The sequence below is a fragment of the Oceanicola sp. 502str15 genome, assembly GCF_024105635.1.
GTDB lineage: Bacteria > Pseudomonadota > Alphaproteobacteria > Rhodobacterales > Rhodobacteraceae > Vannielia.
In genome coordinates this window covers 547027-567297 of record NZ_WYDQ01000001.1, presented here as the reverse complement: position 1 = coordinate 567297, position 20271 = coordinate 547027, and the positions used below count along the sequence as shown (strand labels likewise).

At 67.4% G+C, this 20271-nt stretch carries 18 protein-coding genes; 12 read left to right on the top strand and 6 right to left on the bottom strand.

Annotated elements, in window-relative coordinates; translation table 11 throughout:
- Positions 1–174 precede the first annotated feature (174 nt).
- From GTH22_RS02675 to GTH22_RS02650, 6 genes are all read left to right on the top strand, one after another.
- Positions 175–537: an SUF system Fe-S cluster assembly protein gene (locus GTH22_RS02675; RefSeq protein WP_252943018.1), complete on the top strand. Its 363-nt coding sequence runs from the start codon at positions 175–177 to the stop codon at positions 535–537.
- A 107-nt stretch (positions 538–644) separates the two neighbouring features.
- Positions 645–1847 carry a glycerophosphodiester phosphodiesterase family protein gene (locus GTH22_RS02670; protein ID WP_252943017.1) on the top strand — a complete coding sequence of 401 codons (1203 nt, stop codon included), beginning with the start codon at positions 645–647 and terminating at the stop codon, positions 1845–1847.
- 97 nt (positions 1848–1944) lie between these two features.
- Complete coding sequence (locus tag GTH22_RS02665) at positions 1945–2295, top strand: iron-sulfur cluster assembly accessory protein (RefSeq protein WP_252943016.1); 351 nt, start codon at positions 1945–1947, stop codon at positions 2293–2295.
- Between the two features lie 42 nt (positions 2296–2337).
- Positions 2338–3522, top strand: coding sequence for a VWA domain-containing protein (locus GTH22_RS02660; RefSeq protein ID WP_252943015.1), 1185 nt, complete (start codon positions 2338–2340; stop codon positions 3520–3522).
- Positions 3523–3643: 121 nt separating this feature from the next.
- Positions 3644–3985 carry a hypothetical protein gene (locus GTH22_RS02655; protein WP_252943013.1) on the top strand — a complete coding sequence of 114 codons (342 nt, stop codon included), beginning with the start codon at positions 3644–3646 and terminating at the stop codon, positions 3983–3985.
- A 7-nt stretch (positions 3986–3992) separates the two neighbouring features.
- On the top strand, positions 3993–4592 hold the full coding sequence (locus tag GTH22_RS02650) for a VTT domain-containing protein (RefSeq protein ID WP_252943011.1): 600 nt from the start codon (positions 3993–3995) through the stop codon (positions 4590–4592).
- Positions 4593–4735: 143 nt separating this feature from the next.
- On the opposite strand, the gene GTH22_RS02645 is transcribed toward GTH22_RS02650, so the two are convergent.
- The 5 genes from GTH22_RS02645 to GTH22_RS02625 are packed head-to-tail and all read right to left on the bottom strand — an operon-like array spanning position 4736 to position 10735.
- Positions 4736–8170: a 2Fe-2S iron-sulfur cluster-binding protein gene (locus tag GTH22_RS02645; protein ID WP_371928309.1), complete on the bottom strand. Its 3435-nt coding sequence runs from the start codon at positions 8168–8170 to the stop codon at positions 4736–4738.
- 46 nt (positions 8171–8216) lie between these two features.
- Positions 8217–8480 (bottom strand): sarcosine oxidase subunit delta, encoded by a 264-nt coding sequence (locus GTH22_RS02640; RefSeq protein ID WP_252943009.1) that lies wholly within the window; start codon positions 8478–8480, stop codon positions 8217–8219.
- Complete coding sequence (locus GTH22_RS02635; RefSeq protein ID WP_252943007.1) at positions 8477–8983, bottom strand: hypothetical protein; 507 nt, start codon at positions 8981–8983, stop codon at positions 8477–8479. Before GTH22_RS02635 ends, GTH22_RS02640 begins: the two co-directional genes overlap by 4 nt.
- Positions 8980–9504 (bottom strand): hypothetical protein, encoded by a 525-nt coding sequence (locus GTH22_RS02630; protein WP_252943005.1) that lies wholly within the window; start codon positions 9502–9504, stop codon positions 8980–8982. Before GTH22_RS02630 ends, GTH22_RS02635 begins: the two co-directional genes overlap by 4 nt.
- A complete protein-coding gene (locus GTH22_RS02625; RefSeq protein ID WP_252943003.1) occupies positions 9482–10735 on the bottom strand; it encodes a sarcosine oxidase subunit beta family protein in 1254 nt (417 codons plus the stop codon). The genes GTH22_RS02630 and GTH22_RS02625 overlap by 23 nt, the downstream gene beginning before the upstream one ends.
- A 225-nt stretch (positions 10736–10960) precedes the next feature.
- Here GTH22_RS02625 and GTH22_RS02620 point away from each other — a divergent pair, with 225 nt between their 5' ends.
- Positions 10961–11428: a DUF1203 domain-containing protein gene (locus GTH22_RS02620; protein ID WP_252943001.1), complete on the top strand. Its 468-nt coding sequence runs from the start codon at positions 10961–10963 to the stop codon at positions 11426–11428.
- A 223-nt stretch (positions 11429–11651) separates the two neighbouring features.
- On the opposite strand, the gene GTH22_RS02615 is transcribed toward GTH22_RS02620, so the two are convergent.
- Positions 11652–13082, bottom strand: a complete 1431-nt coding sequence (locus tag GTH22_RS02615) for a Glu/Leu/Phe/Val dehydrogenase (RefSeq protein ID WP_252942999.1) — start codon at positions 13080–13082, stop codon at positions 11652–11654.
- Between the two features lie 369 nt (positions 13083–13451).
- Between GTH22_RS02615 and GTH22_RS22180 the strand changes: the two genes are divergently transcribed.
- From GTH22_RS22180 to GTH22_RS02595, 5 genes are all read left to right on the top strand, one after another.
- Complete coding sequence (locus GTH22_RS22180; RefSeq protein WP_305884650.1) at positions 13452–14831, top strand: Tad domain-containing protein; 1380 nt, start codon at positions 13452–13454, stop codon at positions 14829–14831.
- A 251-nt stretch (positions 14832–15082) separates the two neighbouring features.
- Positions 15083–16474, top strand: a complete 1392-nt coding sequence (locus GTH22_RS02610; RefSeq protein ID WP_252942997.1) for a Tad domain-containing protein — start codon at positions 15083–15085, stop codon at positions 16472–16474.
- Between the two features lie 256 nt (positions 16475–16730).
- Positions 16731–16895, top strand: coding sequence for a hypothetical protein (locus GTH22_RS02605; RefSeq protein WP_252942995.1), 165 nt, complete (start codon positions 16731–16733; stop codon positions 16893–16895).
- 252 nt (positions 16896–17147) lie between these two features.
- Positions 17148–18527: a Tad domain-containing protein gene (locus GTH22_RS02600; RefSeq protein ID WP_252942992.1), complete on the top strand. Its 1380-nt coding sequence runs from the start codon at positions 17148–17150 to the stop codon at positions 18525–18527.
- 321 nt (positions 18528–18848) lie between these two features.
- A complete protein-coding gene (locus tag GTH22_RS02595; protein WP_252942991.1) occupies positions 18849–20240 on the top strand; it encodes a Tad domain-containing protein in 1392 nt (463 codons plus the stop codon).
- Positions 20241–20271: the final 31 nt, after the last annotated feature.

Genomic DNA, 20271 nt, shown 5'->3' with positions numbered 1-20271 from the left:
CGCCAAGCCTAGCCGCAGGCGGACGTTCTGGCAAAACCTGCGTGCCGTAGCGGCACCTTTGCGCCACCGCCATTCCGTCCCCCCCGCCTGAACAACTCTCGCCGCCCTGCCCTTGCCGCACCCGCCCCTTTCTCCTATGTAAACACTCAGGAACAGGAACCCCCTAGGAACCCAATGTCAGAGCCCACGCCTCCCCTTGAGGGCACCCCCCTCATCAAGCCCTCTTCCACCGACCACCCGCTCTACGAGCAGGTCGTCGAAGCGTGCCGCACGGTCTATGACCCTGAAATCCCTGTAAACATCTACGATCTCGGCCTCGTCTACACGCTCGACATCTCGCCCGAGAACGAGGTGAACGTGACCATGTCGCTCACCGCACCGGGCTGCCCCGTGGCCGGTGAAATGCCCGGCTGGCTGGCCGATGCCATCGAACCCATCGCCGGGGTGAAGCAGGTCGACGTCGAAATCACCTGGGAGCCACCCTGGGGCATGGAGATGATGAGCGACGAAGCCCGCCTCGAGCTCGGATTCATGTAAACGCATCAGCGACTTGCAGGACGTCACGCGACTGTCACCCAAGCGTGGCCTGCCCGTCATGGTTCGACCCTCTCTTGCGTCCATCGCAAACAAAGGAGTCGCACCAAATGCGCCATACCCCTCTTCTCGCCGCCCTGCTCCTCGCCACCGCCGCCCCGGCGCTGGCAGATGCCGCACTCACCGGCTACGGCCCCCGCCCGGCCTACCTGATCGGCAAGCTCCCCGAGGGTGAGCTGAAATCCAAGCTGCAAAGCTGCATTGGCCAACCCATTGCAAAGTCGGAGTTTTCCATCGCCCACCGCGGCGCACCGATGATGTTCCCCGAGCACACCGCCGAGAGCTACCGCGCCGGGGCCGGCATGGGCGCTGGCGTGGGCGAATGCGACGTGACCTTCACCAAGGACAAGGAACTGGTCTGCCGCCACGCGCAGAACGACCTGCACACCACCACCAACATCCTCGTGAGCGACCTCGCCGCTTCCTGCACCACCCCCTTCTCTGCCGCTGCGGGAGAGACCAAGGCCGCCGCCGAGTGCCGCACCTCCGAGCTGACCCTGGCCGAGTTCAAGTCGCTCATGCCCAAGATGGACAGCGCCGACAGCGCCGCCACCACCGCCGAAGAGTATCAGGGCGGCATCGCCGGATGGCGCACCGCGCTCTACGTTCAGGAGCCAACCATCCTCACCCACGCAGAGTCGATCGAGCTGTTCAAGGAACTCGGCGTCAAGATGACCCCCGAGCTCAAAGGCCCCTCCGTCGACATGCCCTTCGACGGCTTCACCCAGGCCGATTACGCCCAGAAGATGATCGACGAGTACAAGGCCGCCGGTGTCGACCCCTCCCAGGTCTTCCCGCAAAGCTTCAACCTTGAAGACGTGCTCTACTGGGTCGAGAACGAACCGGAATTCGGCAAGCAGGCGGTCTTCCTCGTGGAACCCGACGACAGCTTCGACGAGCAAGACCCCGAAACCTGGAAACAGGACTTCGCCGACCTCAAGGCCAAGGGCGTGCAATACCTCGCCCCCTCGCTGAACATGCTGGTCACCCCCGAAAACGGCACCTACGCCGCCTCCGCCTATGCCAAGGCCGCCAAGGACGCCGGCCTCAATCTGATCACATGGTCGCTGGAGCGCTCCGGCCCGCTCGCCTCGGGCGGCGGCTGGTACTACAACTCGACCAATGAGATCACCGACAGCGACGGCGACATCTACGAGCTGGTCGATACCCTGGCCCAGGACGTCGAAGTGGAAGGCATCTTCTCCGACTGGCCCGCCACCGTCACCTTCTACGCCAATTGCATGGGCCTCTGAGCAGGCACCACAACCACACGGGCGCCCCGCTGCAATGGGGCGCCCCCTTGAGCCATGGCCCCTCCCGGCCTACATATGCCTCAAAGGAGCACTCCACATGTTCGGCATTCCCGGCAAGCAAGCCGTCACCATCACCCCCCGCGCCGTCACCGAAATCGCTCGGCTGATGCAGCGCGACGGCCACCAGGGCCTGCGCATCGGCGTCAAGAAGGGCGGCTGTGCCGGCATGGAATACACCATGGAATACGCTGATATCGTTGACGAACACGATGAGGTGGTCGAGCAGGACGGCGCCCGCGTGATGATCGCGCCGATGGCCCAGATGTTCCTCTTCGGCACCGAGATCGACTATGAAACCTCGCTGCTGGAGTCCGGCTTCAAGTTCAACAATCCCAACGTGACCGAGGCCTGCGGCTGCGGCGAGTCGATCAAGTTCGCGGAGATGTAGGCCGGGCTTGACCCGCCCCCCGCGCGCGCCCACCCTGCCTCCATGTTCCTGCCCTTCTTCCAGACCCTCCGCAAAGCCGGAGTGCCCGTCACTCTCCGCGAGCACCTGAGCTTTCTCGATGCCGTCTCGGCCGGGCTGACCACCTACGACATCAACGCCTTCTACTACCTCGCCCGCACCTGCCTCGTGAAGGACGAGCGCCACCTCGACCGCTTCGACCAGGCCTTTTCGCAGGCCTTCAAGGGCCTCGAAAGCATCCCGCTCGAAGCCGTTCTGGAGGCCGTCGACCTGCCCGAAGACTGGCTGCGCAAACAGGCCGAAAAGCACCTCTCCCCCGAGGAAATGGCCGAGATCGAGGCCATGGGCGGCTTCGAAAAGCTGATGGAAACCCTCCGCGAGCGCCTCGCAGAGCAGGAAGGCCGCCATCAGGGCGGCAACAAGTGGATTGGGACAGCGGGCACCTCCCCCTTCGGCGCCCATGGCTACAACCCCGAAGGCGTGCGGATCGGGCAGGAGAGATCACGTCACCAACGCGCCGTAAAAGTCTGGGACAAAAGAGAATTCCGCATTCTCGACGACTCTGTCGAGCTCGGCACCCGCAACATCAAGGTCGCCCTCAAACGCCTGCGCCAATGGGCCCGCGACGGCGCCCATGAGGAGCTCGATCTCGACGGCACCATCCGCGCCACCGCCGAGCATGGCCACCTCGACGTCATCACTCGCCCCGAACGGCGCAACGCCGTGAAGGTGCTGCTGTTTCTCGACGTCGGCGGCTCGATGGACCCCCACATCAAGGTCGTCGAAGAGCTGTTCTCCGCCGCCCGCGCCGAGTTCAAGCACCTCGAATACTACTACTTCCACAACTGCCTCTACGAGGGCGTCTGGCGCGACAACCGCCGCCGCTGGTCCGAGCAGACGCCGACCTGGGAAATCATCAACAAATACGGTCCCGACTACCGTGCCATCTTCGTCGGCGACGCTTCCATGTCGCCCTACGAGGTCGCCTACCCCGGCGGCGCCAACGAGCACTGGAACGAAGAGGCGGGCAGCACATGGCTCACCCGCGCCCGCCAGCAATGGCCGCAAAACCTCTGGATCAACCCTGTCCCCGAAAAGCACTGGGGCTACACCCAATCCATCGCCATGATCCGCGAGATCTTCGAAGCCCGCATGGTCCCCATGACCCTCGAAGGCCTCACCACCGGCATGAAAAGCCTCACAAAATGAGCACCCGACCCACCGCGCCAGCACCGTCATCCTCGGGCCCGACCCGAGGATCTCTCACCAGCCAGGTCCAACTGTCCCCCTCACGGCAGACCCAAAGCCCCCTCGCCACACCCGCCCCGGCATGACCCTCCTGCGCCGCCACCCGATCCTCACCGCCGCCTTCGCCCTCGCCCTCGCCGCCACCCTCTTCTTCGGCATCCGCACCGTGCAGCGCACCCTCTACTGGATGGACCCAGCCCACCAGGCCCAGGCGCTCGAGCCCTGGATGACCCCGCGCTACATCGCCCACTCCTGGCTGGTCGACGGGCGTGACCTCGCCCGCCACCTCGGCGTCCCCCCCGACCCCAAAGAGCGCCCCACCCTCGAAACCATCGCCCAAAAGCGCGGCGTCCCCCTCGCGCAGGTCCTCACCGAAGCCGAGGCCTTCCTCGCCCTCCACGCCAAGCGCCAGGCGCAGGAGTAGCGCCCCGGTGTCGGATCTCCTCTTCGAACTCCTCGCCGCCTACGGCGTGCCCATCCTCGCCTGCATCACCTTCCTCTCCTGCCTCTGCGTGCCCGTCCCCTCCTCTCTGCTCATGCTCACCGGCGGGGCCTTCACCGCCACCGGCGACCTCTCCCTCGCCCCCGTCGCCCTCGGCGCCTTTTCCGGCGCGGTGCTGGGCGACCAGATGGGCTACCAGCTCGGCCGCGGCAGCGGCGCCTGGATCGACCGCAGGATGGCCAGCCGCCCCAAACGCCAGCACCTCTTCGCCCGCGCCCGCGACTTCACCCTCAACCGCGGCGGCCCCGGCATATTCCTCACCTGCTGGCTCTTCGCCCCGCTCGGCCCCTATGCCAACCTCGCCGCCGGGGCCAGCGGCATGCGCTGGCTCACCTTCACCCTCTGGGGCCTCGCCGGAGAGGCGGTCTGGGTCGCCATCTACGTCGGCCTCGGCCGCGCCTTCGCCCAGAACCTCGCGCTCGGCGCCCAGATCGCCGGACAGGCCCTCGGCTTCCTCGCCGCCCTCGGCCTCACCCTCTTCCTCGGCCTCTGGCTGCTCCGCCTCGCCCGCCGCAACACAGACCGCTGACCTGTCATTTTCTTGCTGAAAATATCTCCGGGGGTCCGGGGGCAGCGCCCCCGGTCCACCACCCCGTTACGTGCTGGACCCAAACCCGCGCCACACCGCCGCAACACCCGTAGGGCGGGACTTGTCCCGCCCTCCCGCAAGCCTCACCGCGCCGCCACGCGTCTCGCCGCATGGCCAAGCTCGCCCCAGGCCGTCGCCGCCATCGAGCGGAAGGTATAAAGCCGGAACCCTCCGCCAACCCGCAAAACCGCCACCGGCATATGCCCCAGCAAGCTGCGCGCCACCGCGCCCTCTGCCATTACCGCGCAATCCAGCGGCACGAGGCGCGCCAGCACCTCCGGCGCCCCCGCGCCCTCCAGCGCAAAGCCGACCCAGCCGTCCGACTGGTCGACCACCGCCGCGCCATCCACCGCGCCCGGCTCGCCGCCGATCAACATCGCCTGCCCCGCCCCCCACCAGCAAAGCCGCGCCGCCCCCTGCGCCACGCTCGCCCCCGCCGCCGGAAACTCCAAGCCACCAACTTTCACCCCGGCCCCACCCAGCGGCAGCACCGCAAACATCGCCCCCGCCTCCAGCACCGACAGGCGCAGATCCCCCGCCTCGACCACCTCCGCCGCAGAACTCTCGGCCCGCAGGGAGGGAGAACCCCACCGCCCCGCGCCCTCCACGGCCCCGCGCATCCGCTCCCCCTCGGGGTCGAAAAACACCGGATCGCAAATCTCCACCGCCGCCCGCACCCCGCGCAGGTGATCGACGAAGAGCATCCGCTCCCCATGCCGCGCCCGCCCGTCCTTAACGAAGCCCAGCGCCAGCCCGCACTCCAGCGTCGGCGACCAGCAGGCCGAGGTGGTGTAGCCCTGCGCATTCTCCCGGCCGGCCTCCGCCCCTTCCTCGAACAGAAACGCCCCGGCCGAAAGCGCCTGCACCGCCCCCACCGGGCGCAGCCCCACGAGCTGCTCGCGGTGCGGCCCGTCCGCCAGCCCCTCACGCTGCGCCATCACCTTGCCGATGCAATCCTTCGCAGGGCTCACCATGCCGCCCAGCCCCACATCGCCGGCCGTCACCCGGCCATGGATCTCGGCATGGGTCACAAAGCCCTTCTCGATGCGCAGAACGTTCAGCGCCTCCACCCCGTAAGCCCCGCCGCCCTCGCCCTCCGCCGCCGCCACCAGTGCGGCCCACAAGGCAGCCCCGAACCGCGCGGGCACCGCAATCTCCCAGCCCGCCTCGCCCGAAAAGCTGATCCTGAAGAGCCGCCCGGCCACGCCCGCCACATCCACCGCCGCACAGCCCATGAAGGGCAGCTCCGGCACCTCCTCCAGCACCGCGCCCAGCACCGCCCGCGCCCGCGGCCCGGCCACGGCAAACTGCGCCCAATGCTCGGTGGCCGAGATCATCTGCACATCCAGCTCCGGCGCCAGCACCTGCGCGGCAAAGTCCATGTGCCGCACCACCGGCCCCGCCGCCCCGGTCGTCGTCGTCACCAGAAAATGCTCGGCCCCGAGCCGCGCCACCGTGCCATCGTCCATCACGTGGCCGTCCTCGCGCAGCATCACCCCGTAGCGCACCCGGCCCTCCTTCAGCCCCGACATCCGGCCGGTGTAGAGCAGGTCCAGCAGCGCCGCCGCCCCCGGCCCCTGCACATCCACCTTGCCCAGCGTCGACACATCGCAAACCCCCACCGCGCCGCGCACCATGCGCACCTCCCGGTCGCAGGCCTCGCGCCATGTGGTCTCGCCTGCGCGCGGAAAATACGACGCCCGATACCACAGCCCCGCCTCCACCATCGGCGCGCCCGCCGCCACGGCGGCGGCATGGCTCGTGGTCTCGCGGACCGGCGCAAACCCGCGCCCGCGCCCGCCTGCCCCCATCGCGCCAATGCTCACCGGTGCGAAGGGGGGCCGATGGGTCGTCAGCCCGGTCTCCGCCAGCGTCCGCCCGGTGGCCTCCGCCAGCACCGCCATCGCCGCCTCGCCCGAAACCCGCCCCTGGTCCGGCGCCATGCCCTGCGTGGTGTAGCGCTTGGTGTGCTCGGCCCGCGCAAACCCCTCCTGCGCGGCAAGGCGGATGTCCTTCACCGTCACGTCGTTGCCCATGTCCAGAAAGGCCCTGCCCTTGAGGTCGACAAAATGCGGTGCCGCCTCGCGCGGTGCATCCTCCGCCTCCGGCAGTTCCACGCCCCCGGTCAGGCCCAGCGCCGTCACCGCCGCCTGCGCCCCCGAGGCCAGCGCCTCATGCGTGCCCGCCAACCCCGAGGCCGCCCCGGCCACGACCATCCCCGGCACCGCACCCTCGGGCGCCAGAAACATCCCGTCGCGCCAAACAGGCTTGGCCCCCAGATGGGTCGCCAGCTGCACCTGCGGCACCCATCCGCCACAGACCGCCAGCACATCCGCCCCGATCTTCTCACGCCGCCCGCCGGCCTGCACCGTGACCGAGGTCAGCCCCATCCGCCCCTGTGTCGCGGCCACCTGCCCGCCCGCGAAGAAGGGCGCATCCACCGGCGCCTCGCCGCCCGCACGGGCGTCGATCACCGCCACCGGCGGCAGCCCCACCGCCGCCAGCTCCCGCGCCGTGCGCGCCACGCCCGCGCCGCCGCCGAACACCGCCACCCGAGGCCCGGCAAGCACGCCCCAGCGGTTCAGGTAGGACCGCACCGCGCCGCCTGCCATCACCCCCGGCCGGTCGTTGCCCGGAAAGGCCACCATCCGCTCCACCGCGCCCGTCGCCAGCACGCTCGCGCCCGCCACGATCCGCCAGAAACAGCTCGCCACCAGCCCCGCGCCCGGATGCGCCAGATGCTCCCCCACCCGCTCCACCGCCGCAAAGGTTCCGTGGTCATAAACCCCGGTCACGCAGGTCCGCGCCATCACCCGCACGTTCTCCATGGCCGCAAGCTCGGCCACCACCCCTGCCGCCCAGAGATGGCCCGGCATCCCGCCCACCTCCTCGCGCTCGCCCAGCAGCCGCCCGCCAAAACCGCTCTGCTCATCGCAGAGGATCACCCGCTTGCCGGCCCGGCCCGCCGCAAGCGCCGCCATCAGCCCGGCAGGTCCGCCACCGATCACCAGCAGGTCGCAAAAGGCAAAACCCTTCTCATGGGGCGTCTCATCATGCGCCCGCGCCAGCGCCCCGATCCCGGCGGCCCGGCGGATGACGGGCTCATAGAGCTTCAGCCAGAGCTTGGGCGGCCACATGAAGGTCTTGTAGTAGAACCCGGCCCCCAGCCACGGATGCAGCATGTCATTCGCGCCCAGCAGGTCGAAGGCGAGCGAAGGCCAGCGGTTCTGGCTGGTGGCGCAAAGCCCCTCGTAAAGCTCCGCCATGGTCGCCCGCTGGTTGGGCACCGCCCCCCACGGCCCCTTCACCGTCACCAAGCCATTCGGCTCTTCCGGCCCGGCGCTGAAAATCCCCCGCGGGCGATGATACTTGAACGAGCGCGCCACCACCCGGCAGTCATTGGCCAAAAGCGCCGAAGCCAGCGTATCCCCCGGATGCCCGTGCATCAGCTTGCCATCGAAGGAAAACGGAACCGTCCGCCCCCGGTCCAGCGCATGTCCGCGCCCCTGAATCCTCATGCCAGCGCCCCGCAGAGCGGCGCCCGTCGCGCCGTGCCAAAAGCCCTCACCGCGCCGTCTCCCGGGCAAGGCTCACCGAGAGCACCTCGTGGCTCGCCGTGTCCCGCTCCACCACCAGCCAACTCGCGCAGCCCGCGCCGTGATACCAAAGCTCCCGGCTCGGCCCGCAGATATTCGCCCGGTTGTGCAGGTAATCGTCCCATGCCGCCGCCCCCGCCTCCGGCTCGGGCCGCGCCAAAAGCTCCGCCCCGCCCACCGGCGTGAACTCCCGGCTGTCGCGCGCGCCGCAGAGGGGGCAGGCAATCCTCACCCCTCGCACTCCGCTTCCGCCGTGCCATCCAGCCGGAAGGTCGTCACCGCGTAGCCACCCGCCGCGCTGCGATCCGCCAGCACCGCACCGCCATCGCAGGCCGAGGTGTTTCCATGCAGCCCCAGCCCGAAACTCCGGATCAACAGCCTGCTGTCACTCTCCTCCACGATCTGCACAAAGCCCTGATCGCAAAGGTCAAAACAAGTCTCCGCCGCCGGGTCCGCCCCCTCCACGGCAGGCCCGCCCGCCTCGCAGCGCATGTCGGAATAATACCGCTCTCCCACCTCGCCCGATGCAATGCCCTCGGCCTCGGGCGAAAGCTCCGCCCAAAGCTGCACACCCCGCCCGCCCGCGTCGAGCGGGTGAAAATGCAGCACCAACCCCTGCACGCCCTGCAACGGATTGGCCGCCATATGCGCATCCGGATAAAACCGCTGATAGCAATCCGGCCCCGCCATCGCAGGCCCGGCCCCCAGCGCCAGAAGCACCGCCGCCCGGATCATTGGCACACCCCCGGCGGCGCGCTCTCCAGCTTGTAGGTCGTCATAACATAGCGCTCCGGATTGCCCCTCATCACATCGGCCACCATTGTCGAGCCGCAGCCCTCGCCGTCGCTCACCGCCACCCCCTCGGTGCGGATCACCAGCGCCCCCGGCTCCAGCTCCGCCACCTGAAAGAACCCGCCATCGCACTCGCCCTGACAGGTCATCTTCCCGGCCTCCAGCCAGTCCGGCCAGCCTGCACCACCCTCGTGAAGACTGCACAGCAGGATGTTGGAATAGCTCCGCCCCGCCGTCCCATCCGCCTGCGTATAGGGCGTGTCGGCCATGGTCGCGCGGATCTCGGCCACCCCCGCCGTGCCCTCCCACGGCTTGAAGGCAATCCGCAGCCGCTCCACCGTCTGCTCCGGGTATTTCGCCAAGTGCTCGGCGCTGTAATCCCGCGCCCAGCACTCGCCTCCAAACTCCTGCGCCCCGGCCACTCCCGCCGCCAGAACCACGCTAATGAAGATTATGCTGCGCACCCGTCCCCTCCTCATCCATCAAGCCCCGCCCTGTCCTGAACCGATCCAGCCGGAAGCCCGCCGCATCCGGATGGGGCTGTCCCGTCGCCATCAGATGCGCCAGCGCAAAGCCCGAGCCCGGCACCGCCTTGAACCCCCCGTAACACCAGCCGCAATCCAGATAGAGCCCGTCGATCGGCGCGCGGTCGATAATCGGGCTGCCATCGGGCGTCATGTCCATGATCCCGCCCCAGGAGCGCAGCACCTTCGCCTTGCCGATCATCGGCATCAGCGTCATCCCGGCCTCCATCACATGCTCGGCCATCGGCAGGTTCCCCCGCTGGGCATAGCTCGGGTAGAAATCCAGATCGCCGCCAAACACCAGCCCACCCTTGTCGGACTGGCTGATATAGAAATGCCCCATGCCGAAGCTGATCACATGGTCGATCACCGGCTTCAGCCCCTCGGTCACGAAGGCCTGCAACACGTGGCTCTCGATCGGCAGCCGCAAACCGGCCAGCGCCGCCACCTGCCCGCTGCGCCCGGCGGTGACGATCGCCACCTTCTTCGCCCGGATCGCGCCCCGCGTGGTCTGCACGCCCGTCACTCGGCCGCCCTCCACGTCGATCCCCGTCACCTCGCAGTTCTCGATGAGGTCCACACCCCGGCTGTCGGCGCCGCGCGCATAGCCCCATGCCACCGCATCATGGCGCGCCGTGCCGCCCCTCGGATGGTAGAGCCCGCCAAAGATCGGAAACCGCCCCTGCTCGAAATCGAGATAGGGCAGATGCTTGCGCACCCCCTCCCGGTCCAGCAGCACCGCATCATCACCCTGGTTCACCATCGCATTGCCGCGCCGCGCAAAGGCATCGCGCTGCCCGTCGCTGTGGAACAGGTTGATCAGCCCGCGCTGGCTGTGCATCACGTTATAGTTCAGATCCGCACTCAGCCCCTCCCAGAGCTTGAGGCTCATCGAGTAGAACTCGGAGTTGCCGGGCAAAAAGTAATTCGCCCGCACAATCGTGGTGTTGCGCCCCACGTTGCCAAGCCCCAGCCGCCCCTTCTCCAGCACGGCAATATTCTTCAGCCCATGCTCGCGCGCGAGGTAATAGGCAGTCGAAAGCCCATGCCCGCCGCCCCCGATGATCACGATGTCATAGGCCGCCTTCGGCTCCGGCCGACGCCACGCAGGCCGCCAGCCGCGATTGCCGGTCAGCCCTTCGGTGAGGATTTTCAGTGCATTGTAGCGCAAGCGGCAGCCTCCGTTGCCCCCAGCAAACCAGCCAGCCCGCGCAAAAACAAGGCCATAAGCGACCCCTCATGTCGCTCTCCGCCCCTGCCCATTTTCTTGCTCCAAATATCTCCCGCCGGAGGCCTCAAATCTCTTCCGGCGCCACGCCCAAACCGCAGGCTCCGGGTCGATCGGCGCCGCCCCCACCGGCACAATTCCCCCATCCCGACCCAAAGGAGCCACCCCATGTCCTTCCGCATCACCGGCCTCGATCCGGCCCCCTTCCGCCCGCTCTACGGGCTCTCCGAGGCGCAGCTCGCCCAGCGCGGCGCAACCCGCATGGTCGTCACCGACCACCCCGGCTTCCCCGACCGCATCACGCTCGAAGATGTCCCGACAGGCGCAACCGTCCTGCTGCTCAACCACACCAGCATGAAGCGCGCCACGCCCTACCGCGCCACCCACGCGATCTTCGTGCGCGAAGGCGCCCTCAGGCCCTATGACAGCACAGACGAACTGCCCCCGGTGATGCAACGCCGCCTGCTCTCCCTGCGCGGCTTCGACGCAAACGGCATGATGCAGGCCGCCGAACTGGCCAGCGGCGCAGAAATCGCCCCCGCCATCGCCCGCCTCTTCGAAGGCCCCGAGATCACCGAAATCCACGCCCACAACGCCGCCCGAGGCTGCTTCTCCGCCCGCATCACCCGCGCCTGACCCACACCGCCCGCAAGCGCCCGAAGCGGCACGGGTGGGTGGGTGGGGTGACGCTTCGGGCGCCTTCCCCGCCGCCCAAGGGCCCAAGCCACGCACCCGAGCGGATCACCCGGCGCCATCGCGCCAACAAGTCCAACTCGCTCCAAAGGCACGCCGTCCCCAGGCGCCCGAAGCGGCACGGGCGGGTGGGTGGGGTGGCGCTTCGGGCGCCTCCCCGCCAGCCCTAGAGCCCCTTGGCCCGGTAGCTCGCCGCCACCTTCTGGATCGAGCAGAGATAGGCCGCCGTGCGCAGGTCGTGCACGTCTCCGCGCTCGTGCCAGACCTCGCGCATCGACTGGTAGGCCGTGCGCATCGTGTCATCGAGGCCCGAGCGCACCAGCTCCAGCTCATCGGCCCCGCGCAGGTACTTGCTCTTAAAGTCCGGCGTCATCGACCACTTGTCGCCCAGATGCGCGCTGAGCCGCTCCAGCTCGGCCACGATCAGCTCGTGGCGCGCCTCCTCCTGGCGCCGCTGCATCCGGCCAAAGCGGATGTGGCTCAGGTTCTTCACCCATTCGAAGTAACTCACCGTCACCCCGCCCGCGTTGGCATACATGTCGGGGATCATCACCACCCCCTTCTCGCGCAGCACCTCGTCGGCGCCCGCCGTGATCGGGCCGTTGGCCGCCTCGATGATGAGCGGCGCCTTGATCCGTGCGGCGTTCTCGAGGTTGATGACCCCCTCCATCGCCGCCGGAATGAGAATGTCGCACTCCTCCTCCAGCACCTTGGCCCCTTCGGCCACATGCTGCGCATCCGGGTAGCCGCTGACGCCGCCGTGCTTCACGATCCAGGCCCGCACCGCCTGCACATCCAGCCCGTTCTCGCTGTAGAGCGCCCCGTCATGCTCGATGATCCCGTCGATCCGGCAGCCGTCCTCGTTCTGCAGGAACAGCGCCGCGTGGTAGCCCACGTTGCCAAGCCCCTGCACGATCACCCGCTTGCCGTCGAGCTTGCCCTCGAGCCCGGCCTCCTTCACGTCCTCGGGGTGGCGGAAGAACTCGCGCAGCGCATATTGCACGCCCCGCCCGGTGGCCTCGGTGCGGCCCTGAATGCCGCCCGCGTTGATCGGCTTGCCGGTCACGCAGGCCGCGCCGTTGATGTCGGTGGTGTTCATCCGCTTGTACTGATCGGCAATCCACGCCATCTCGCGCTCGCCGGTGCCCATGTCGGGGGCGGGCACGTTCTGGGCCGGGTTGATGAGGTCGCGCTTGATCAGCTCGTAGGCAAAGCGCCGGGTGATCCGCTCCAGCTCGTCCTCGTCATAGTCGCGCGGATTGATGCAGAGGCCCCCCTTGGAGCCGCCGAAGGGCGCCTCGACCAGCGCGCACTTGTAGGTCATCAGCGCCGCCAGCGCCTCCACCTCGTCCTGGTTGACGCTGAGCGCATATCGAATGCCCCCTTTCACCGGCTCCATGTGTTCGGAATGCACCGAGCGGTAGCCCGTGAAGGTCTCGATCTTGCCCCGCAGTCTCACCCCGAAACGCACCGTGTAGGTGGCGTTGCACACCCGGATCTTCTCCTCCAGCCCCGGCGGCAGGTCCATCAGCGCAACGGCGCGGTTGAACATCATGTCAACGGATTGGCGGAAAGTGGGTTCGTTCTTGGGTGCCATGGCACGTCCCTCCCTTGGTATCGCGCGAGGCGCGCGCTCGCGCCCCCCGCCTGCCCGGATGCTATCGTCCCCCCGAAGCAGAAGACACAGGTTTTCTGAAATCGGCGCCAAACCCGGCGCAGCCCCGCAGACACCCCCGATTCGAGGCCGCCCGCCGGACATGGCGCAACAATAGCCACGGGATTGTAAATTGTTTCCCAAACCCCGGAGAATTCTCCGGGATTTCCGCCCACTCCGCCCGTCGCCCCCCGCGCTGTGGCCGCCCCCGCAACAATGCGCCGCGCCCCCTCGCACGTTCCGCGCGACCCATGCCATAGCCAGCGCGAACCGGGGCGTGGGGACGCACTGAACGAGAAAGAACGGCAGTTTATGTCTCTCTACAGGTGTGCCCGCCGCTTGCGGGCCCGGTCCAATGCCTTCCTCGCGGACGAGGGCGGCACGCTCATCGTCGCCTCCCTCTTCTTCCTGCTCGCCATGGTGCTCGTCACCGGGCTGGCGATCGACCTCATGCGCACCGAGCTGATGCGCACCCGCCTGCAGATCACCGCCGACAATGCCGCCATCGCCGCCGTCGGGGCGGGCCGCAGGGCCGACCCCCGGCAGGTGGTGCAGGATCACTTCGCCCGCGCCGGGCTCGGCACCAAGCTCGAGGCGGTCGAGGTGGCACGCTCCGGCCCCGAGGACCGCCGCGTCTCGGTCTCCACCGACAGCAACCTGCCCACCCTCTTCCTCGGCCTCACCGGCATCGGGCAGCTCCACGCCCGCTCCACCACCGCCGCCGTGGCCGAGGTGGAAGAGGTCGAGCTGTCCCTCGTGCTCAACATCTCCGGCTCAATGGGCGAAAACGGCAAGCTCGGCGGGCTGAAGCAGGCCACCACCTACCTGATCGACGAGCTGTTGGGGCCGGGCGCGCCCGGCGGCATCAGCATCAACCTCGTGCCCTTCTCCGATCAGGTGAGCGTCGGGCGCGGGCTGCTCGACCAGCTCGGCGTCAGCCCGCTGCACGAATTTTCCAACTGCATCGACTTCGCGCCCAACGCCTTCGGCTCCACCCGCCTCGTCGCCACGCCCGGCCTCGCCCACACCCAGCACTTCCAGCTCGCCAGCACCCTCTCCGTGCCGATCGACACGCCGCTCTGCCCCAACCGCGCCCCCGAACAGGTCGCGCCGCTCTCGCAGGACGGTGCCGCGCTGAAGGCCCAGGTCGCCGCGCTACGCCCGCGCGGCGGCAGCGCCCCGCAGATCGGCCTCAAATGGGCCACCGGCCTGCTCGACCCGGGCTTCCGCCCCATCGCCGCCAACCTCCCCCTGCCCACCCCGGCGGGCCGCCCGCTCGACTACGGCCGCGCCGCCAGCCGCAAGGTGCTGGTGCTCGTTACCGACGGCGGCCCCGAGCCCACCCGCCGCCTGCGCCCGCGCTGCTACGACTCCCTGCTCGACATCCTGCTGTGGAACCGCGTCTCCGTCCTCGCCCGCGCCCTCCTGCTCGGGCAGGATCCCGACAGCTTCCTCGAAACCCGCCAGAGCGCGGCCCAGAACGCCCGGATGTTCACCAGCCTCTGCGCCTCGGCCAAGCGGCAGGGGGTGGTGATCTACACCGTCGGCCTGCAAACCGACCCGCGCACCCGCGCCATGCTCTCCGCCTGCGCCAGCTCTCCGGCCTATCATTTCGACACCACGGGCGCGGGGCTGATTGTGTCATTTTCCACCATCGTGCAGCGGATCACGACGCTCAAACTGGTGCGGTGAGGCCAAAACAAGGCAGCGGAATCACCCGCGCCATTGCCACGCCGGAAACAGTCCGGGGCGCGGCGCGGGAATTGGTTCCGCCGCCGCGCCACAATTCGCCCTGTTTCATGGAGAAATCCGGGGTTTGAGCCGCAATTCGGGCGGATCTTCCCCTTTTTGACAAATTTCAATTGAATTAGGGCAGAAGCATGTCCTAATTAATTCCAGTCGATGGGCGGGGGCGCCTAGACAATTACGCCGGTGCCCAGCCAATGACCGAGATCACGGATACCAAAATCAAGGCCAACCGCTTCACTGCCTTCGCACGTGACGAGGACGGCGGCCTGATCATCTTCTCGCTCTTTCTCTTCGTCTGCATGATGCTCGCCGTGGGCATCTCGATCGACGTGATGCGCACCGAAATGGCCCGCACCCGCCTGCAGAACACCGCAGACGCCGCCGTGCTCGCCGCCGCCTCGATGGAAAACACCCTCTCGCCGGAAGCCGTGGTCAACGACTACTTTACCAAGGCCGGGCTCCAGAGCCAGCTCGAGAACGTCTCCGTCATCCAGGGCGTCAACCACAAGACCGTCACCGCCACCACCAACACCAAGCTGCCGATGTACTTCCTCGGCATGGTGGGCATCGACAAGATGGAAGCCAAGTCCAAGGGCAAGGCCACCGCCGGCTACACCGATGTCGAGGTCAGCCTCGTGCTCGACATCTCCGCCTCCATGGGCAGCAACAACCGCATGGCCAACCTCCAGAAGGCCGCGCGCGAGTTCGTCGACACGGTGATCGACCCGGCCCAGCCCGGCTCGGTCTCGCTCAGCCTCGTGCCCTATACCGCACAGGTCAACGCCGGCCCCGCGATCACCGACCAGCTCAACGTCAGCTACACCCACGGCTACAGCCACTGCGTCGACTTCAACTACGCCGACTTCGCCACCACCGCGATCAACCCCGGCCAGAGCTACGGGCACATGCAGCATTTCCAGCACCAGCCCGCCACCTCCAACCCGATCGACAACCCGAGCTGCCCGCAGCAGACCTACGAGCGCATCACCGCCTTCTCCGAGAACGCCGATGCCCTGAAGGCCCAGATCACCCAGCTCGTGCCGCGCCACAACACCGCCATCCACCTCGGGATGAAGTGGGGCGTCGCCCTGCTCGATCCCGCCTTCCGCCCGGTCGTCGACCAGCTCATCGCCACCGGCGAGTCCGACGCCTCCTTCAGCGGCCGCCCCTACGCCTGGAACCGCGACAACACCACCAAGGTCATCGTGCTGATGACCGATGGCGACAACGTCGACACCATGCGCATCCGCGACCAGTATTACGACAGCACCAAGGAGCGCGAGCGCTGGAACAGCCACGCGATCTACGACTACGCCCAGGCCAACGGCCAGAACTGGACCAGCTACATCACCACCAAGTACTCCGCCTCCCAGGCCGACCAGATGCTCTCCAACGTCTGCTCCGCCGCCAAGGACAAGGGCATCGTGATCTTCACCATCGGCCTCGAAGTCTCCACCCACGGCGACGGCGTGATGAAAAACTGCGCCTCCACCCCCTCGCACTACTTCGACGTCGAAGGCACCGAAATCTCCGACGCCTTCGCCGCCATCGCCCGCCAAATCAGCACCCTGCGCCTCACCAACTGAGAGCGCAGGCCCCTGGGGGGCCAAAGACCCACGCAGCCTGGGGGGGCCGCGTGGGTCTTTGTGGTTTATGGGGGGCCCGTGCCGACAGTCTTCTGGAAGACAGCCTCTCATCGCAGCAAGATCGTCCCGCTCACGCACTCGCTCCGCCCAGCTTTAAAGTGAACCGCATGAAGAGCGGCCCACGGGAGCAAACCCTCGTCCAGACCGGAAACGACCACGGGTCTATCAACGAGGGGCAGGACTGGTCTTAGCTCGAGTGCAGCCTGCCCCCCTCACCCGCAGCATCGACCACCTGATCATCCACCTCACCAGCCGCAAGTCACGGCTTGCCAAGGTGCTGACCGAGGTGAGCGAGCGGGTGCCCGGCGCGATCGAGTGGGTCGGGCTCGATCCGCAAGCCCAAGTGGCGGCCCGCGCCTAGGCCCGAGTGCCCCGCGGCGCACAGATGCGAATCGCCCCGCCGCCACATTTCAATTCAACAATTTCCGCAGGCTAATTCACTGTTTCCAATTCGCTGCCGAATGAACCGTGAATTATGGCGAAACCGCCCCATTCATGGCGCCTTTTGGTTGTTTTTCCGGCTTCCCGCCACTTTCCTTAACAAAACGTGACGCAATTAAGGCAGTATCATCTCATTACCCGGGTGGGGGCCCGAGTTTCGGCGGTGACTGCCATGACGATGAATACCAGACCAAATGCCTTTTCCCGCTTTACCCGCGACGAAGACGGCGGCCTCATCATCTTCTCTCTCTTCCTCTTCGTCTGCATGATGCTCGCCGTCGGCATCGGCATCGACGTGATGCGCACCGAAATGGCCCGCACCCGCCTGCAAAACACCGCCGACGCCGCCGTGCTCGCCGCCGCCGCCATGGAAAACGAGCTCGACCCGACCGCGGTGGTCAACGACTACTTCGAAAAGGCCGGGCTGGCGGACAAGCTCGAGGGCGTCACCGTCACCCAGGGCGTCAACTACAAGACCGTCGTGGCGCGCACCAACACCAACCTGCCGATGTTCTTCCTCGGCATGGTCGGGATCCCGAAAATGGAAGCCAAATCGGCCGGCACCGCCACGGCGGGCTATACCGATGTCGAAATCTCCCTGGTGCTCGACGTCACCGGCTCGATGGGGCGCAACAACAAGCTGCCCAACCTCAAGAATGCCGCCAGCGAGTTCGTCGATACCGTGCTCGACCCGACCCAGCCCGGCTCGCTCTCGCTCAGCCTCGTCCCCTACTCCGCACAGGTCAACATCGGCCCCGAGATGATTGGCCAGCTCAACGTGCCGCTTCAGCACAGCTATTCCCACTGCGTAGACTTCGAAGAAGCCGACTTCCGCAGCGCCGCCATCTCGCTGACCAAGCCCTACGCCCAGATGCAGCACTTCCAGTACTACAGCTCGGCCACCCTGCCGATCGACAACCCCGGCTGCGTGCAGGCAGACTTCGAGCGGGTCACGCCCTTCAGCCAGGACCGCACCGCGCTGAAGGCCCAGATCAGCCAGTTCAAGGCCCGCGCCAACACCGCCATCCACCTCGGGATGAAATGGGGCGTCGCCCTGCTCGACCCCTCGATGCAGCCCGTGGTCGCCTCCCTTGCCGCCTCCGGCAAGGCCGACAGCTCCTTTGCCGACCGTCCCTACGCCTACACCCGCCCCAACACCCAGAAGATCGTGGTGCTGATGACCGATGGCGAGAACGTCGACACCGTCCGCCTCAAGCCCGAAAACTACGACTCCGCCGACGAGATCGAGCGCTGGCGCAACTACTCCGTCACCGGCTACGCCTCGGCGCTCGGCCTGAACTGGAGGAGCTTCGTCACCACCAAGTATTCCGCCCCCAAGGCCGACACCATGCTGGCCGACATCTGCGACGCGGCCAAGAGCGCCGGGATCACCGTCTTCACCATCGGCTTCGAGGTGTCGGCCCATTCCGGCAACGTCATGCGCAACTGCGCCTCCACCCCCTCGCACTACTTCGACGTCGAGGGCACCGAGATCTCCGACGCCTTCGCCGCCATCGCCCGCCAGATCAGCACCCTGCGCCTCACCAACTGATCGCCCATGCACCCCGCCCGCGCCCTGCCCTCGCCAGGCCCGACTCACCGGGGTGCGGTTTACGCTAGGTCAGGTCGGCCTGTTGCATCCTTTCAACCAAGTTGGTTTCAGGCGGAAAGATGGCAAAGCGCAGGGTTGCCACCCCCGCCAACCCGCTGCCCCCAGCGCGGCACATCACTTTGCTCATATTCCCTTCGATCGCGCCTCAACCCCAATATCTTGGGGTGCCACACCAAAGGCGTCAATTTTCCACGAATTTGGGCAGAAGTCGGGCGAAATTATCCCGATCCTGGGCCGGGGCCCATTTTTCTGTGGTGTGAAATGCACGCAACCCTTCGCGCTCCGCGCGTACCCGCTCGCCTCGTCGCCTTCGCCCGTAACGACGAAGGCGGCCTCCTCATCTTCTCCCTCTTCCTCCTTGCCTGCATGATGCTCTCGGTCGGTCTGGCCATCGACGTCATGCGCGCCGAGATGGCCCGTACCCGCCTCCAAAACACCGCAGACACCGCCGTGCTCGCCGCGGCGGCGATGGAGCAGACCCTCGATCCCCGCACCGTGGTCGAAGACTACTTCGCCAAGGCCGGCCTCGCGAGCAACCTCGAGAGCGTCTCGATCACCTCCACCGCCAACTCCCGCACCGTCACCGCCAACACCAACGCCCGCCTGCGCACTCTGCTGCTGGGCATGGTCGGCATCCCCGTGATCGAGGCCCGCTCCACCGGCACCGCCACCGCCGGCTTCACCGATGTCGAGGTGTCGCTGGTGCTCGATATCTCCAACTCGATGTCCGAGAACGGCAAGATGGCCAACCTCCAGAGCGCCGCCCGCGAGTTCGTCGATACCGTGCTCGACCCCGACCAGCCCGGCACCATGGCCCTCTCCATCGTCCCCTACACCGCCCAGGTCGCCGCTGGCCCCTCCATCCTGAACCAGCTCAAGGTCACCTCCACCAACAGCTGGGCGAGCTGCGTCGACTTCAAGACCTCCGACTACACCGACACCGCCATCAGCCCAACCACCTCCCTCACCCAGGCCCAGCACTTCCAGCACCAGCCCGCCACCTCCAACCCGATCGACAACCCGGGCTGCCCGCAGCAGACCTACGAGCAGATCATGGCCTACTCCGGCAGCGCCACGGCGCTGAAAACCCGGATCAACCAGCTCAGGCCCCGCCACAACACCTCGATCCAGATCGGCATGAAATGGGGCGTCGCCCTGCTCGACCCGGCCTTCCAGCCCGTGGTCGCCAAGCTCGTCTCCAAGGGCGAGGCCAGCCCGCAATTCGCCGAGCGCCCCTTCGCCTACGACCGTCCCGGCACCATGAAAGTGGTGGTCCTCATGACCGATGGCGAAAACGTCGACACCTGGCGCATCAAGTCGAGCTACTACGACACCACCTCCGAGCGCAGCCGCTGGCACAGCTACGCCGTCTACGACTACGCCGCCTCGAAAAAGCAGAACTGGACCACCTACGTCCAGACCGACTACACCGCCTCCCAGGCCGACCAGATGCTGTCCAACATCTGCTCTGCGGCCAAGGCGCGCGGCATCCTGATCTTCTCGGTCGGCTTCGAAGTCACCCCCTACTCTGCCAGCGTCATGCGCAACTGCGCCACCTCCCCCTCGCATTACTTCAGCGTCGAAGGCACCCAGATCTCCGAGGCCTTCGCCGCCATCGCCCGCCAGATCTCGATGCTCCGCCTGCTCTACTGACCCCTCAACCCCGCACCGGGAGCCCTCACGA

Coding starts and splice junctions, on each gene's coding strand:
- GTH22_RS02665 (WP_252943016.1), top strand. CDS start 1,945: ATGTTCGGCATTCCCGGCAAGCAAGCCGTCACCATCACCCCCCGCGCC.
- GTH22_RS02660 (WP_252943015.1), top strand. CDS start 2,338: ATGTTCCTGCCCTTCTTCCAGACCCTCCGCAAAGCCGGAGTGCCCGTC.
- GTH22_RS02615 (WP_252942999.1), bottom strand. CDS start 13,082: ATGGCACCCAAGAACGAACCCACTTTCCGCCAATCCGTTGACATGATG.
- GTH22_RS02645 (WP_371928309.1), bottom strand. CDS start 8,170: ATGAGGATTCAGGGGCGCGGACATGCGCTGGACCGGGGGCGGACGGTT.
- GTH22_RS02635 (WP_252943007.1), bottom strand. CDS start 8,983: ATGATCCGGGCGGCGGTGCTTCTGGCGCTGGGGGCCGGGCCTGCGATG.
- GTH22_RS02670 (WP_252943017.1), top strand. CDS start 645: ATGCGCCATACCCCTCTTCTCGCCGCCCTGCTCCTCGCCACCGCCGCC.
- GTH22_RS02595 (WP_252942991.1), top strand. CDS start 18,849: ATGCACGCAACCCTTCGCGCTCCGCGCGTACCCGCTCGCCTCGTCGCC.
- GTH22_RS02675 (WP_252943018.1), top strand. CDS start 175: ATGTCAGAGCCCACGCCTCCCCTTGAGGGCACCCCCCTCATCAAGCCC.
- GTH22_RS02655 (WP_252943013.1), top strand. CDS start 3,644: ATGACCCTCCTGCGCCGCCACCCGATCCTCACCGCCGCCTTCGCCCTC.
- GTH22_RS22180 (WP_305884650.1), top strand. CDS start 13,452: ATGTCTCTCTACAGGTGTGCCCGCCGCTTGCGGGCCCGGTCCAATGCC.
- GTH22_RS02600 (WP_252942992.1), top strand. CDS start 17,148: ATGACGATGAATACCAGACCAAATGCCTTTTCCCGCTTTACCCGCGAC.
- GTH22_RS02610 (WP_252942997.1), top strand. CDS start 15,083: ATGACCGAGATCACGGATACCAAAATCAAGGCCAACCGCTTCACTGCC.
- GTH22_RS02620 (WP_252943001.1), top strand. CDS start 10,961: ATGTCCTTCCGCATCACCGGCCTCGATCCGGCCCCCTTCCGCCCGCTC.